Raw genomic sequence first — 14,025 nt, 5'->3', positions numbered from 1 at the left:
AGTGCTACCTGGCGAATAGCGCTTGCCTAGCTTCAACCAGCAAGACAACCTGCCAAATAATCGACCAGGATCCGAACTTTGGCGGATAAATGGCGATTTTGTGGATAGATAGCCCAAATACCATCATCGGGTTGGCGCAGCGTGTTTAGCACGGCTACCAGTTCGCCTGTGTGCAGTTTATCCAGCAGGTAGTAATCAGGTAGTTGCACCAAACCTAAACCTTTTAATGCGGCATCGAGTAACGCCACACCGCTGTTGCAGATAATCCGGCCCTGTGGTTTAAACTGCACGCTTTTGCCATGCTCGGTAAAGCGCCACTGACTTACGGTGCCAATCAGGCATTGGTGCTGTGCCAGCTCAGTAATATTTTTTGGCGTACCATACTTTGCCAGATAAGCCGGTGAGGCCACCACATACTGGGTACGGTTAGCCAGCTTACGGGCGATCAGGCTGGAACTTTCCAGCGTGCCCAGCCGGATAGCTAAATCAAAGCCGCCTTGTACTAAATCAAGTTTGTTATTGGTTAGCTGTAAATCCAGCTCGGTATCAGGATATTGCTTCAAAAAATTATGAAGCAGCGGCGCAATCCGGGTTTCACCATAAAATACCGGCGCGGTCAGTTTTATTAAACCGCGAGGCGTGGCCTTTAAATTTGCCAGGGTACGGTTCGCCTCTTCCAGGCCACTTACTAAATGACGACAATGCTGTAAATACAACAGGCCTTCTTCCGTTAAGCTAACGCTACGGGTCGAGCGGTACAGCAGCTTAATGGCCAATTGCTGCTCCAGCTCGGCGATATTACGGCTAACCTGCGCCACCGAAATACCCAACTGTTTTGCCGCTCGGGTGAAGCTGTGGTGTTCGGCCACTGCAACAAATTCACTAATACCTGTCCAATGTTTCATTTTTTCCCTGGAGTATGTGATCCAGGCTGCTTGCGTTACAACGCCCGCCTTGGCTCACCACAGCAACTCGCTCACGCTTGCGCGCTCACTCAGACACTCTGTGGTGACCAAATCGGGGTTCTAACCGCAGCCTTTGATTCGCATTGTTGTAAATATACAAAACTAATTTGCAGTTTAGTCTCATTAACAGCGATATGGAAATAATAGAAAACGCGTTATAGTTATAACCGTTAATAAATTTTCAGTACTAATTAAGGACGCCGTATGAAGATGATTAAAACCCGTGCCGCTGTTGCCTGGGGCCCAGGCCAGCCATTATCGATTGAAGAAGTGGATTTAATGCCACCGCAAAAAGGCGAAGTGCTGGTAAAAATTGTTGCTACTGGCGTTTGTCATACTGACGCTTTTACCTTGTCGGGCGAAGACCCTGAAGGTATTTTTCCGGCTATTTTAGGCCATGAAGGCGGCGGTATAGTTGAAGCTGTGGGCGAGGGCGTAACATCAGTAGCGGTTGGCGATCATGTTATTCCGCTGTATACCCCGGAATGCGGTAAATGTAAGTTCTGTTTATCAGGCAAAACCAACTTATGCCAGGCGATCCGGGCCACCCAGGGTAAAGGCTTAATGCCAGATGGCACGACTCGCTTCTCGAAAGACGGTAAGCCGATTTACCACTATATGGGCACCTCTACTTTTTCTGAATACACGGTACTGCCTGAAATTTCACTGGCAAAAATCAATAAAGAAGCGCCACTTGAAAAAGTCTGTCTGCTTGGTTGTGGTGTGACCACCGGTATGGGCGCGGTAATGAATACCGCGAAGGTTAAAGAGGGCGACACGGTTGCCGTATTTGGTCTGGGGGGAATTGGCTTATCAGCGATTATAGGCGCAGTGATGGCTAAAGCCAGCCGGATTATTGCTATTGATATTAACGAAGATAAGTTTGATATTGCCAAAAAACTGGGCGCCACGGATGTGGTTAACCCGAAAAAATTTGATAAACCCATTCAGGAAGTGATCGTTGAGATGACAGATGGCGGGGTCGATTTTTCGTTTGAGTGTATTGGTAATGTTAATGTGATGCGCTCGGCGCTGGAATGCTGTCATAAAGGCTGGGGTGAGTCGGTGATTATTGGTGTGGCGGGGGCCGGGCAGGAAATTTCAACCCGGCCGTTTCAGCTGGTAACCGGCCGGGTATGGCGCGGCACAGCGTTTGGCGGGGTAAAAGGGCGCAGCGAATTGCCGGATTACGTTGAGCGTTATTTAAATGGCGAATTTGAGCTGGATACTTTTATTACCCACACGATGCCATTGGAGCGGATTAACGAAGCCTTTGATTTAATGCATGAAGGTAAGTCGATCCGGACGGTTATTCATTTTTAATTTGATCTTTAGTAGGACAGATTACAACGCCCGCCCTGGCTTGCCACAGCAACTCGCTCGCGCTTGCGCGCTCAGACACTCTGTGGCAACCAGAACGGGGTTCTAATCCTCTCTGGTCGTCATCAGTTAAGGAACAATTTATGACAATTTCAGCTTTAACCAAGGTTAGCGAACAACTTTGCTTTGGCGGAAAACAAATCCGGTTTACCCACCAGTCAGCGGTAACCCACTGTGAAATGCAGTTCTCGGTATTTCTGCCACCGCAGGCGCAGGAAAATAAGGTACCGGCGCTATACTGGCTATCGGGGCTCACCTGCACCGATGAAAACTTTTCCAGTAAAGCCGGTGCCCAGCGGGTGGCTGCCGAGCTGGGTATAGCCCTGATTATTCCGGATACCAGCCCGCGGGGCGAGGGTGTGCCGGATGACGATGAAGGTGCGTACGATTTTGGTTTAGGCGCCGGGTTTTACGTTAATGCCACCCAAAAGCCTTTCTCCAAACACTACCAAATGTATGATTATATTGTCAGTGAGCTGCCGGCACTGGTTGAAGCCGAACTGCCAGTTTCAGCTGTGCGCGCTATCAGTGGTCATTCCATGGGCGGCCATGGTGCACTGGTTATTGGCTTACGAAACCCTGAGCGCTACCGATCAATATCGGCTTTTTCACCAATTTGTAACCCGGTTAGCAGCCCCTGGGGCATAAAGGCTTTTAGTGCTTATTTAGGCGATGATCAAAGCCAATGGGCCCATTATGATGCCTCAATGCTGTTACAGAAAACTCAGAAAGCCATACCCATCCTGGTTGATCAGGGCACTGCCGATAACTTTTATCCCGAGCAACTGCGAACGGACACATTGACCGTGGTGGCAGAGCAAAGTGGTGCCAGGGTGCAGATCCGGCTGCAACAGGGTTACGATCACAGCTACTATTTTATTGCCAGCTTTATTGAACAGCACCTTCGTTTTCACGCTCAGTACTTGCAGTAAAATAGGTTACTGGCATAATCCGGTATAGTGTGTCGAAAGGATTATGTTATGAACTACGATAACGATAACATCTTCGCCAAAATTTTACGTGGCGACATCCCTTGCTTTAAAGTGTTTGAGGATGAGCATACCCTGGCATTTATGGATATTATGCCCCAGGCAGAGGGGCATACTTTAGTTATCCCCAAATTTGCAGCTGAAACTATCTTAGATATACCCGCTGACCAGCTGATCCATACTATGACCACAGTGCAGAAAGTCGTATCAGCATTAAAATCGACCTTGGGCGTGGATGGTGTGATCCTGATGCAGCTCAACGGCAGTGCGGCTGGTCAGAGCGTGCCTCACCTTCATTTTCATTTAATACCGACCCATTTGTCTAACTTGAAGCGCCATGGCAGCGAGCAAGGCGATATGGATAAAATCAAAGCCTTGGCTGAGAAAATCAGCGCGGCCTTGTGAAACTGCACAGGTGTAACAAAAGGCTTGCCGATAACAGCGCTGTAGGTAGTAGCCGCAATGAATTTTGTTAATAAAATCAGAACATCATTGCCCTGGCGCAGTGCTTTGCTGCTATTGTTGTGGTTGGCGGTTTGGGCTTTGGGCTTATTGGTTGAATATGCGCCGCATGCCTCGGTATGGTTCCCTGTTGCGGGCCTGACGTGTGCAGCAATGCTGGTGGCAGGTGTCAGGGCAATACCTGCTATCTTAATCGCGGCCGTTGTGATTACGTTCTGGACTGCCTTGCAGTACGATATTGACATGAGCTCCCGGCAACTGACGGAAGCTGGTTTGTTATTTGGTTTTGCCCACATTTTTCCCTACTATTTGGGTGCTGTGACGCTTCGAAAACTCAGCACTGTGTCACAATATAATTTGCCCCTTTTTGTCGTCAGCTTTCTGGTGCTGGCGGTATGTTGTTCGTTACTGGCCACGGTTACCGTGCTGACCTCTCTGGTGGTTACTGGTTTAATGCCGGCAGCGGATATTGCAACAACCTGGTTGCCGTTCTGGATAGGTGATATGGCAGGGGTCGTGGTTATTGCGCCACTGTTTGCCAGTATTTTGCTAAATGTGTTTCCACAGACGAAATTTGATCTTCATAAAGTAATAGGTTCTCACTCAAAGCTGGCATCAGGCCAATTTAAATATAAATTAGGCCTGACCTTGCTGATGCTGATTTTTGCTATGCTGATCGCCTGGTATAGTGGTTCGTCAGAAAGTGCATTTGCTATCTTTTTTCTGGTGATCCCGCATATGTGGATCGCCTGCACCGAAACACCGTTTATCACCGTTTTGAGTCTGGCACTGAGCAGTTTTCTTATCGCATTACTGGTCAATCTATTGGGATTAATGGACCATGTTATGGTGTATCAGTTTGCTATTAACGTGATTGCGGCCAATGCGTTATTTGGCTTGACAGTGCCAGCGCTAATGACGGCTAATTCTCAATTGCGCTTGGTTGTCTCGACCGATAGTCTGACCAATGTAGCCTCGCGTGAGCATGTGCAACAACGGGCTAAACAAGAAATTGCGCGCAGCCAGCTGCAGGGCCAGCCACTTTGTATGATGGTGTTTGATATCGATCATTTTAAAAAAATAAATGATCAGCTGGGACATAGTATTGGTGATTTGGTGTTACAACTGGCCTGTCAGGCAGCACAGCAGATGCTCAGACCAACCGATGTGATAGGTCGCTATGGTGGCGATGAATTTGTCGTTGTTTTACCCGATACTGAGCAAGACGTTGTGGTTACTATTGGCCAGCGCATTATTACCCGATTAAGTCAGATTGAGTTGACGAATAATATGCCGGTGTCAGCGAGTTTTGGGGTTGCTGTATTAAGCGCTGATGATTCATTTCATAGTTTATTTGAGCGGGCTGATCGTGCGTTATACCGGGCAAAACAGCAAGGCCGGAGTCAGGTCGCCTGTCAGGAAAGTACCGGTCATTTTTCCTGATTACAATACTCAAAATAGCCGCCAGGCTCCTTGTTACTGCAATTAAAAATAGCGTTCAATTAAATTATTAAGGATTACGTTATGCGACAATATTTTCTATTGTTTCTCTCCATTACATTGCTGGCAGCCTGTGCCACGTCGCACGATAAGCCGTTAACACTAAGTATTATCCATATCAACGACACGCACTCTCAATTTGATGCCACTCCAGCCAAAGTACAGGGGCCGGATGGTGAGCCTCTGTATACGTTTATTGGGGGGCATCCGCGACTGTTAACCAAAGCACAGGCATTACAACGACAGGCCGCAGAGAACGGTATTGCATCGCTGTTTTTACATGGCGGTGATGCGTTTAAAGGCAGTGCATACTTCGAGCTGTTTGAGCAAAAAATCAATATCGATATTTTAAACCGGATGGGCCTGGATGCGATGGCACTGGGCAATCATGAATTTGATATCGGCCTGGCCAAGCTGGCTGATTTTGCAGCGAGTATTAATTTTCCGCTACTGGCAGCCAATGTTGATACCCGGCCTGAGCCAGTGTTAGCAACAGTCAGTAATTTAAAAAGCTACCAGTTATTTGTGGTTGATGGTACCGAGCTTACCCCTGTTGGTGGTTTCAGCGAAGCTGGCGGAAAACCTGTGGTGGCGGTATTTGGCTTAGCGCTGGCAGATATGCGAAGCATGGTGCCGGCTACCGGCGAGCTGGTATTTGCTGCAGAAGTGGCTTCAGCTCAGGCAACAGTGGATTATCTGCAGACGCAGGGGATTAACCATATTATTGCTTTAACCCACCTGGGGCATCAGCGCGATTTAACCCTGGCGCAGCAGGTTAATGGGATTGATGTGATTGTCGGCGGCCATTCTCATAGTTTGCTGGGTGATTTCAGACACTGGTATCTGGGGCAACAGCCGCCTTATGCTGAGCTTATCGCTAATCCGGATGGCGCTGGCCAGACATGCATTGTTCAGGCCGGCCAGTTTGCCCAGACAGTGGGCGCGGCCACGCTGCAATTTGATAAAGCTGGCCGGTTGCGCCAGTGCGACGGTGAAAATACCTTACTGGCCAGCCGGGATTACTTTCAGCTGGCGTTGCGCACAGAAGACAGCCGAATAGCTGAAGATGCGCAGGCTAAAACCGAAAGTTATATTAATCAGCTGGCTCGTACGGCGATTACTGCTGAGGATCCGGAAATTCGTCAGGTATTAAATGATGTCTACCTGCCGGCAGTAAAAAAGGCCTATGGTGAGCAAATCAGTGTTACCGAGCAAACCATAAACCATGTCCGGTTGCCGGGAGCTGATGGTAGCGATCATCATGGTTCAGCACTGGCTGGCCATGTTACCGATGCGATGCACTATTGGTTAAATCAACCGGCGGTGCGGGCGAAAACCGGTCGCCAGGTTGATTTTACCCTTATCGGTGCCGGTAATATCCGCGCCAACCTGAATGCAGGAGCCATTTTTGAGGGCCATATCCGCTTAGAAGTATTACCCTTTGACACTCCGCTAAGCATACTGACGGTAACTGGTCAGGAACTGCGCGAGTTGTTGCAGCAGGTGATCAGTGCCACCCTGCCAGAAGGGGCACATGCCGGGAAGTTCCCGTATGGCAGTCATCTGCGTTATGTCGCGCAGGAAAACTCTGCTGGCAACGCAGTGCTTGAGCAGTTGCAATGGCTTAATGGTGAGCGTTGGCAGGATATTGAGCCTGATACACAATACAGCCTCGCTACCACCAATTATTTAGCCAATGGCAACGATGGCTGGCACCGGTTGCAACAGGTGCAGCAACACCGTACCGATCGAATTGACTTAATTATTGAGCAGCAACAATTGGCGATATATCCGCTAAACCGGGTTGGCGTAAAAACCGACAGCAGTGGCCAGAATGCATTTATGCCGCATTATCAAAATACTGCGGGCTTGCCGTGTAAAATACCGGGCAATGATTGCAAAGTGGCAGCTCTGGCGATGATAAACTACCTGAAAGCCACACCGGTGCTGTGGCAACAGCAGCGGCCGCCAACGGTTACGTTACTACGACAGTAAAACGGCCGTGCTAACAGAGACGACTCAAATTGGGCATGTTGCTTAGAGCACGCTAAGCAGCATACCCGCAATGGCACACCCGGCCAGCACCCGCAGAATACTTTGCCCAAATTTAAACAGTGCACTTGCCGCTATCACTGTCAGTAGCAATGCTATGAAGTCAAACTGACCGCTAAAGCCAGTTGGCCACAACACGTAATAGCCGAAAAACAATGCTAAATTGACAATTACGCCTACTACGGCGGCGGTTACTGCTGTCAACGGTCCGGTAAAGGTGGCGTGCTTGCGGCTGGCTTCCACAAGTGGTGCGCCAGCAATAATAAACAGGAAAGAGGGTAAAAAAGTAAAAAAAGTGACAATAGCCGCAGCCATTATGCCAGCTTGCCACAGATTGTCGGTGCCAAACAGTTGCTGACTCCAGCCGGCCACAAAACCAACAAAGGCGACCACCATAATCAGCGGCCCCGGCGTACTTTCACCCAGTGCCAGGCCATCTATCATTTGTAGTGTTGTTAACCACTGATATTGCTCTACTGCCGCCTGATAAACATAGGGTAATACCGCATAAGCACCGCCAAAGGTCAGCAGGGCGGCTTTGCTGAAAAACCAGGCCAGTTGGGTCTGAGTGCTGTGCCAGCCATAACAGGCGGCGAGCAAACCAATTGCGGCTAACCAGATAATTATGCCGATGCTCACTGCAATTAGCAGCTTGCGCCAACTAAAACGTTGCGCAGCAGATACGGCACTCTGATCATTTATTATCGCAGCTGCTGGCGTGCTATCACTACAAGGTGTGGCTTGTACCACCGGAACCTTTAGCTGCATTGGAAACCACTTCATCAAAACTAAACCGGCCAGTGCAGCAGCAAATATAATCAGCGGGAAGGCCAGGTTAAGCCCGGCGATACTGATCAAAGCTAACAACGCTAATGCTTGCAGCGCAGGCGTATGCAGAGTTTTTTTGGCCAGACGCCAGGCCGCAAATAAAACGATAGCAGTAACCGCCGGTTTAATGCCATACAACACGCCTTGCACCACTGCCATGTCACCATGTGCCAGATACAGCCAGCCAAGCGCAGACAACATAAAAAACGAGGGCAAAATAAATAGTATGCCCGCAATAAAGGCGCCACGTGTACCATGCAATAACCAACCAATATAGGTCGCCAGTTGCTGTGCCTCGGGTCCGGGGAGCAGCATGGTGTAATTTAACGCATGCAAAAAGCGCTGTTCTGAAATCCAGCGTCGCTTCTCTACTAACTCCTGATGCATCATCCCCAGCTGGCCTGCCGGGCCGCCAAAGCTGATAAAACCCAGTTTCAGCCAGTAAAAAAAAGCTTCTCGCAGGCTGACCTGATGTTGGCGCGGTGCCATAATCTTGCTTCCTTAACGTTTAAACTTGGTTTCCAGGATCACCGACGAGGTAGTGCGTTCCACCCCTTCCAGATTGCCGATATCGTCCAGTATATGGCTTAGCTGTTCAGTATTTTGTGCCTGCACAATGGCAATTAAATCGTACTCACCGCTGATAGCATACAATGCGGCGACCTGAGGCAGTTGTTTTAATTCAATATTGGTGCGCGCAGTCAGCTTTTGCCGCACTTTAATGCTGACATGTGCTGCCACCAACGTTGCCAGATATTCGTCGCCATATTCAACGGTATAGCCCTTAATTACCCCACTTAATTCCAGTTTTTGCAAGCGGGTTTGTACCGTAGAACGTGACAAGCTAAGCTGGCGGGCCAGGTCGGAAATACTGGCCCGGGCGTTGTGTTGAAGCACAGCTAACAGTTTTTCATCTTCCCTGGTAATGCTACTGTTTGACATTTTGCTAAATCACTCCGTTAAAATGAAATATTTACCTGCTAAATTGTCAATAATGATACTGCACATTGCTTAAGCCCGCCAATATAATAGTGGCATCGTTTCAGCCCCAACCAATGAATGACAATAACGGGGCCTTAACTGACAGAGGTTAAAAAAATGGTAGTAAGCAGAAGTTTGTTTGATGACGTAATGGTACCTAATTATGCACCGGCCCAAATAATCCCGGTAAAAGGCCAGGGTTCTAAGCTTTGGGATCAGGCTGGCAAAGAATACATCGATTTTGCCGGTGGTATTGCGGTTAATTGTCTGGGCCATTGTCATCCGGCCTTAGTGTCTGCCTTAAAAGATCAGGCCGACAAACTGTGGCATTTATCAAACGTATTAACCAACGAGCCGGCGCTGTTGCTGGCCAAAGCATTGGTTGAGCATACTTTTGCCGAAAAAGTTTACTTTGCCAACTCTGGCGCCGAAGCGAATGAGGCGGCATTGAAGCTGGCCCGCCGTTATGCTAAAGACAAATATGGCGAGCATAAAGATCAGATCATCTCGTTTAAGCAGGGCTTTCACGGCCGTACCTTCTTTACCGTCACCGTCGGTGGTCAGCCAGCGTATTCTGATGGTTTCGGTCCCAAGCCTGAGGGCATTGCCCACGCTGAATTTAATGATCTGGACAGCTTAAAAGCATTAATCAATGCCAATACCTGTGCGGTAATGGTCGAGCCGATGCAGGGCGAGGGCGGTGTCGTGCCAGCCACTAATGAGTTTATTAAAGGCGTGCGCGAACTGTGTGATAAACACAATGCCTTGCTGATTTTTGATGAAGTGCAAACCGGCGTTGGCCGTACCGGCGAGCTTTATGCTTATATGGCTTATGGCGTTACCCCGGATATCTTAACTACAGCGAAAGCGCTCGGTGGCGGCTTTCCAATTGGTGCCATGTTAACCACCACCGAAATAGCCAAACACTTAGTGGTGGGCACTCATGGTTCTACCTATGGCGGCAACCCACTAGCCTGTGCCGTGGCACTGGCGGCAGTGGATACCGTTAATACCCCGGCGGTACTTAGCGGCGTTAAACACAAAGCAGAGCTGTTTAAGCAGGAATTACAGCGAATTAATGAAAAATACCAGGTGTTTAGCGAAGTTCGCGGCATGGGCTTATTAATTGGTGCGGTGTTAAATGCTGATTATGCCGGTAAAGCCCGCGATATTATGCTGGCCGGTGCTGAGCACGGGGTAATGACCCTGGTGGCCGGGATGAATGTGGTACGTTTTGCGCCGTCACTCGTTATTCCCGATGCCGATATTATTGCTGGCATGGCACGCTTTGAGCAGGCGATTGCTCAGGTTGTAGCCGCAACTCCAGCAAAGCAGGCTTAATTATGCTGGTTATCAGGCCTATTACTTCAGCTGATTTTACGGCGTTAAAACAAATTGCTATTGAATCTGGTCATGGCTTTACGTCACTACCGATGCACGATGGCCGCTTGACTCAAAAAATTGCGCACGCTGAAAAAAGTTTTAATGCTAACGTAACAACGCCTGGTGATCAGGGATACTTGTTTGTGCTCGAAGACACCAGTACCGGTGAAATTGTCGGTACTACCGGTATCGAAGCGGCCGTAGGCCTGCAAACCCCGTTGTATCATTTTCAGCAAAACACGGTTATTCATCACAGTGCTGAGCTGAACGTAATGAATCAGCTGACAACCCTGACTCTGTGTAACGATTACACCGGCAGCTCAGAGATTTGCACCTTGTTTTTGCGTGAAAGCTACCGCCGCAACCATGCCGGGCGGTTTTTATCCAAGGTGCGGTTTTTATTTATGGCCGAGCACCCACAACGCTTTGCCAGCAAAGTTATTGCGGAAATGCGCGGTGCTGCGGATAAAGACGGTCAGCCGCCGTTTTGGAACTGGCTGCAGAAGCTGTTTTTAACAATCGATTTCCCCAAGGCCGACCAGTTGATTGGTGTCGGTAAAAAAGCCTTTATTGCTGAGCTGATGCCACGCCATCCCATTTATGTCGGTTTATTGCCCGAAGCAGCCCAGCAGGTTATTGGTCAGGTGCATGAAAACACTAAGCCTGCATTGCGGATGCTGGAAAAAGAAGGCTTCAGCCATCGAGGTTACATTGATTTATTTGATGCCGGCCCCACCGTTGAAGCGCCGCTTAGTCAGATTAAATCGGTGGCTGCCAGCCGCAAAGTGCCGGTGAAGGTGGCAGAGAGTGAGCAGCAGGCGCACGGCGAATATACCCTGGCCGTTGCCAATACCGCTGTACAGGATTTTAGGGCCAGTTTCGGCAAAGCGGCGCGCTTTGATGAACAAAGCCAGACGTTAATTATCAGCCCGGCGCTTGCAGCAGTGCTGCAGCTAAGCGATGGCGCTATGGCACGATTTATTAATTTGGATCAGGCCTGAGTCGCCGCCTTTTTGATATAATGCGCGCCAATAATTAAACTGAATAACCTTAACTTTAACTTTAAAAAATTTTGTGATCAGACCTAAACCGGAGTAGATATGCACACTGATGTAAATGCCCTGTTCGCCAACTTATGGCAAGACTATGTAGCGGTAACACCGTCGGCCAAAAAAGTGCACCAGCTGCTGGGTTCATCACAACAGGATGATGTAATAAACGACCATATAGCGCTGCGTACCTTTAACCTTGATAAAGTAAGCCTGAATAAACTGGCGGCTCATTTTTTAGCCTTAGGTTATGAAGAGTGCGGTGAGTATCACTTTGAAGCGAAAAAGCTGTACGCCAAACATTTTGAGCACCCGGATCGCAATCAGCCTAAAGTGTTTATCTCGGAATTACTGTTAGATAAATGCTCGGCCTTTTTACGTGACACCATTACCGAACTGGTTGCGCAAATACCAGAAGAGGCCGTAACGGCGGATAACTTTTTATACAGCGGTGCTCACTGGCAGGTAAGCCAGGCTACCTATGAAAAGCTGCTGGCTGAGAGTGAATACGCCGCCTGGGTTGCCGCCTGGGGTTACCGGGCTAACCATTTTACCGTCAGCGTCAACGAGCTGGCCAGCTTTGACAGCTTACAGCAGGTAAATACTGAGCTGAAACAAGCCGGCTTTTTACTGAATACGTCCGGTGGCGAAATTAAAGGCACGCCTGAGGTGTACCTGGAGCAGTCATCCACCCTGGCTGACCTGCATCCGGTGCAGTTCAGCGACACCGTTGCCACTATTCCCAGCTGCTTCTATGAATTTGCCCGCCGCTACCCGTTAAGCTGCGGCATGCTTTACAGCGGTTTTGTTGCCGCCTCAGCCGATAAAATTTTTGAAAGCACAAACGCGCGTTAAAATCATGCCCGCTAAGCAATAACTGCGTTATCAAGGCCAGCATCCCGCTGGCCTTTTTATTACGAGGTATTGGAACAGCGCAAACATTTTACCTATGCTTGATGTTTAACATGCACAAGCAGTCCGGTGTAATACTAAAATGCTGTGTCTTGCAGGACATCACTATGCCACGGGGTCAGCCTAACCAACATTCTTCCAGTAGCTGGCTTGTTTTTCTGGCCCATTTGCTATTTATCCTTGCCGTCTGGACGCTGTTTATAAAATATCTGTTTCCGATGGCCTATGCGCTGGTGTATGACGAATCTTTGATGCGCTATGTTTACTGGGATTTCTGGCCACTTGCCCATATCTGGCTGGGCTGGGCGCTGTTGGCCCGCCCGCCCTATACCCGGGCACTGGCCATTGGCATGGCGGTAATTGAAATTGCCATTATCTGCACGCTGCTCGGCCGTTTTCTGGCCGATCCCGAGTGGAGCATCTGGCGGACCAACTGGTTTGTTAACAAAGTATTTGTGCTGACTTGCTTTGCATTGGTGCTTGGTACCGCGCTGCGCCGGCCTGACAAAATGTAAAGGTATGCTTGCTGCTGCCAGAAAATCGCCCGGCTGATAAAATATCAACTATTGGTTGCTGGTATTGACTAATAATTGCCGCATCTCCGGCAGTGTCGCTTGATGCGATACAGCAGCAGGGATATAGTGTCGGCAATTCGGACGTGGTAAGGGTTGTTAATTCCGCATATGAAGTTATTTGTAATATTATTCGCTGTGCTGCTGTTAATCAGCCCTGTCACCCTGGCTGAGCCAGTTTCATTATGCAAGCTAACAGTTCGGGTTGAATCTGAACAGCAGCATGCTGCTGCGGGCTCGTTTAACAATACGCAGGTTTCGCAGCAGTATTATGCGCTGTTAAACACGCTGGTGAGCAAAATAAATTGTACTTTGCAGCTTGTTGATTTACCTGCCGGTAGGGCAATGAAAATGCTCGAGGACGGCCAGCTGGATATTATGGTAGGCATGTCTGAGACTGACGAGCGTGCCAGTTACAGCTATTTTGTCGGCCCGCACCATATTGAGCGAATGGTTGTGGTTGCCTCAGAGCGGGTGCCTGATTCTGTCAAAAGCTTACAACAGTTGGTTGAGTTAGACGGTGCAATCTCGGTGGCTGATGGCGCTTATTATGGCCCACTGTGGCAGCAATTATTGCAAGACAACCCGGCGTTAATACCCCGGATTTTTGCTGCTGCCGGCAACCAGCAAAAACTGGCCATGTTGGTGTCGGGCCGGGTAATGGCCTCACTGGAGGACGAGGCTACTGTCGACGAGCTACTCGAGCAGAATGATTTACAACACGCATACCGTAAACTTTTTGTGATTCATAACAACCCGGTTTATTTCGCTTTTAGCCGTAAATCAATCGATAACGCTATGTACTTGCAGTTACAACAGCAGTGGCAGTTAATGCTAGCGTCGGGCGAAGTTAATCGCTTAAAGCAAACCGTGTTGTAAACGCTACCCCAAGGCTTGATCCAGGCGTTCACTTTTCCTGTATGATATTGCTTACCTTACCTTTTCCGCTAAT

Annotated in this window: 13 protein-coding genes; 10 read left to right on the top strand and 3 right to left on the bottom strand. The window is 48.9% G+C overall.

Annotated elements, in window-relative coordinates:
* Positions 1-32: 32 nt before the first annotated feature.
* Complete coding sequence (locus B2Q61_RS14095; protein ID WP_290616863.1) at positions 33-905, bottom strand: LysR substrate-binding domain-containing protein; 873 nt, start codon at positions 903-905, stop codon at positions 33-35.
* A 270-nt stretch (positions 906-1,175) separates the two neighbouring features.
* On the opposite strand from B2Q61_RS14095, the gene B2Q61_RS14090 reads away from it, so the two are divergent.
* From B2Q61_RS14090 to B2Q61_RS14070, 5 genes are all read left to right on the top strand, one after another.
* Positions 1,176-2,288 (top strand): S-(hydroxymethyl)glutathione dehydrogenase/class III alcohol dehydrogenase, encoded by a 1,113-nt coding sequence (locus tag B2Q61_RS14090; RefSeq protein WP_290618104.1) that lies wholly within the window; start codon positions 1,176-1,178, stop codon positions 2,286-2,288.
* Positions 2,289-2,428: 140 nt separating this feature from the next.
* The gene (gene fghA, locus B2Q61_RS14085) at positions 2,429-3,277 is read left to right on the top strand and encodes an S-formylglutathione hydrolase (RefSeq protein ID WP_290616861.1); all 849 of its coding nucleotides are present in this window, start codon (positions 2,429-2,431) and stop codon (positions 3,275-3,277) included.
* Positions 3,278-3,325: 48 nt separating this feature from the next.
* Positions 3,326-3,739, top strand: coding sequence for an HIT family protein (locus B2Q61_RS14080; RefSeq protein WP_290616859.1), 414 nt, complete (start codon positions 3,326-3,328; stop codon positions 3,737-3,739).
* 57 nt (positions 3,740-3,796) lie between these two features.
* Positions 3,797-5,239 (top strand): sensor domain-containing diguanylate cyclase, encoded by a 1,443-nt coding sequence (locus B2Q61_RS14075; protein ID WP_290616858.1) that lies wholly within the window; start codon positions 3,797-3,799, stop codon positions 5,237-5,239.
* 81 nt (positions 5,240-5,320) lie between these two features.
* Positions 5,321-7,291 carry a bifunctional metallophosphatase/5'-nucleotidase gene (locus B2Q61_RS14070; protein ID WP_290616857.1) on the top strand — a complete coding sequence of 657 codons (1,971 nt, stop codon included), beginning with the start codon at positions 5,321-5,323 and terminating at the stop codon, positions 7,289-7,291.
* Between the two features lie 42 nt (positions 7,292-7,333).
* Here B2Q61_RS14070 and chrA read toward each other — a convergent pair whose 3' ends face one another.
* Together chrA and B2Q61_RS14060 are read right to left on the bottom strand one after the other, a co-directional pair.
* Complete coding sequence (chrA, locus tag B2Q61_RS14065; RefSeq protein ID WP_290616856.1) at positions 7,334-8,665, bottom strand: chromate efflux transporter; 1,332 nt, start codon at positions 8,663-8,665, stop codon at positions 7,334-7,336.
* 12 nt (positions 8,666-8,677) lie between these two features.
* Positions 8,678-9,118: an Lrp/AsnC family transcriptional regulator gene (locus tag B2Q61_RS14060; RefSeq protein ID WP_290616855.1), complete on the bottom strand. Its 441-nt coding sequence runs from the start codon at positions 9,116-9,118 to the stop codon at positions 8,678-8,680.
* 156 nt (positions 9,119-9,274) lie between these two features.
* On the opposite strand from B2Q61_RS14060, the gene B2Q61_RS14055 reads away from it, so the two are divergent.
* The 5 genes from B2Q61_RS14055 (at position 9,275) to B2Q61_RS14035 (ending at position 13,952) form a co-directional block, all read left to right on the top strand.
* Positions 9,275-10,498: an aspartate aminotransferase family protein gene (locus B2Q61_RS14055; RefSeq protein ID WP_290616854.1), complete on the top strand. Its 1,224-nt coding sequence runs from the start codon at positions 9,275-9,277 to the stop codon at positions 10,496-10,498.
* A gap of 2 nt (positions 10,499-10,500) precedes the next feature.
* Positions 10,501-11,541 carry an arginine N-succinyltransferase gene (astA, locus tag B2Q61_RS14050; RefSeq protein ID WP_290616853.1) on the top strand — a complete coding sequence of 347 codons (1,041 nt, stop codon included), beginning with the start codon at positions 10,501-10,503 and terminating at the stop codon, positions 11,539-11,541.
* Between the two features lie 99 nt (positions 11,542-11,640).
* Positions 11,641-12,444: a DUF1338 domain-containing protein gene (locus B2Q61_RS14045; RefSeq protein ID WP_290616852.1), complete on the top strand. Its 804-nt coding sequence runs from the start codon at positions 11,641-11,643 to the stop codon at positions 12,442-12,444.
* Positions 12,445-12,608: 164 nt separating this feature from the next.
* Positions 12,609-13,016 (top strand): hypothetical protein, encoded by a 408-nt coding sequence (locus B2Q61_RS14040; protein WP_290616851.1) that lies wholly within the window; start codon positions 12,609-12,611, stop codon positions 13,014-13,016.
* Between the two features lie 168 nt (positions 13,017-13,184).
* The gene (locus B2Q61_RS14035; RefSeq protein WP_290616849.1) at positions 13,185-13,952 is read left to right on the top strand and encodes a substrate-binding periplasmic protein; all 768 of its coding nucleotides are present in this window, start codon (positions 13,185-13,187) and stop codon (positions 13,950-13,952) included.
* The last annotated feature ends 73 nt before the right edge of the window (positions 13,953-14,025 follow it).

It is taken from the genome of Arsukibacterium sp. UBA5043 (genome assembly GCA_002415085.1).
GTDB lineage: Bacteria > Pseudomonadota > Gammaproteobacteria > Enterobacterales > Alteromonadaceae > Alishewanella.
The sequence above is the reverse complement of the archived record's forward strand: the minus strand, read 5'-3'. Positions and strand labels throughout refer to the sequence as shown.

What these genes read in the sequence shown, in the direction of transcription:
- B2Q61_RS14095 (WP_290616863.1), bottom strand. Translation starts at nt 905, where the DNA reads ATGAAACATTGGACAGGTATTAGTGAATTTGTTGCAGTGGCCGAACAC.
- B2Q61_RS14090 (WP_290618104.1), top strand. Translation starts at nt 1,176, where the DNA reads ATGATTAAAACCCGTGCCGCTGTTGCCTGGGGCCCAGGCCAGCCATTA.
- fghA (WP_290616861.1), top strand. Translation starts at nt 2,429, where the DNA reads ATGACAATTTCAGCTTTAACCAAGGTTAGCGAACAACTTTGCTTTGGC.
- B2Q61_RS14080 (WP_290616859.1), top strand. Translation starts at nt 3,326, where the DNA reads ATGAACTACGATAACGATAACATCTTCGCCAAAATTTTACGTGGCGAC.
- B2Q61_RS14075 (WP_290616858.1), top strand. Translation starts at nt 3,797, where the DNA reads ATGAATTTTGTTAATAAAATCAGAACATCATTGCCCTGGCGCAGTGCT.
- B2Q61_RS14070 (WP_290616857.1), top strand. Translation starts at nt 5,321, where the DNA reads ATGCGACAATATTTTCTATTGTTTCTCTCCATTACATTGCTGGCAGCC.
- chrA (WP_290616856.1), bottom strand. Translation starts at nt 8,665, where the DNA reads ATGGCACCGCGCCAACATCAGGTCAGCCTGCGAGAAGCTTTTTTTTAC.
- B2Q61_RS14060 (WP_290616855.1), bottom strand. Translation starts at nt 9,118, where the DNA reads ATGTCAAACAGTAGCATTACCAGGGAAGATGAAAAACTGTTAGCTGTG.
- B2Q61_RS14055 (WP_290616854.1), top strand. Translation starts at nt 9,275, where the DNA reads ATGGTAGTAAGCAGAAGTTTGTTTGATGACGTAATGGTACCTAATTAT.
- astA (WP_290616853.1), top strand. Translation starts at nt 10,501, where the DNA reads ATGCTGGTTATCAGGCCTATTACTTCAGCTGATTTTACGGCGTTAAAA.
- B2Q61_RS14045 (WP_290616852.1), top strand. Translation starts at nt 11,641, where the DNA reads ATGCACACTGATGTAAATGCCCTGTTCGCCAACTTATGGCAAGACTAT.
- B2Q61_RS14040 (WP_290616851.1), top strand. Translation starts at nt 12,609, where the DNA reads ATGCCACGGGGTCAGCCTAACCAACATTCTTCCAGTAGCTGGCTTGTT.
- B2Q61_RS14035 (WP_290616849.1), top strand. Translation starts at nt 13,185, where the DNA reads ATGAAGTTATTTGTAATATTATTCGCTGTGCTGCTGTTAATCAGCCCT.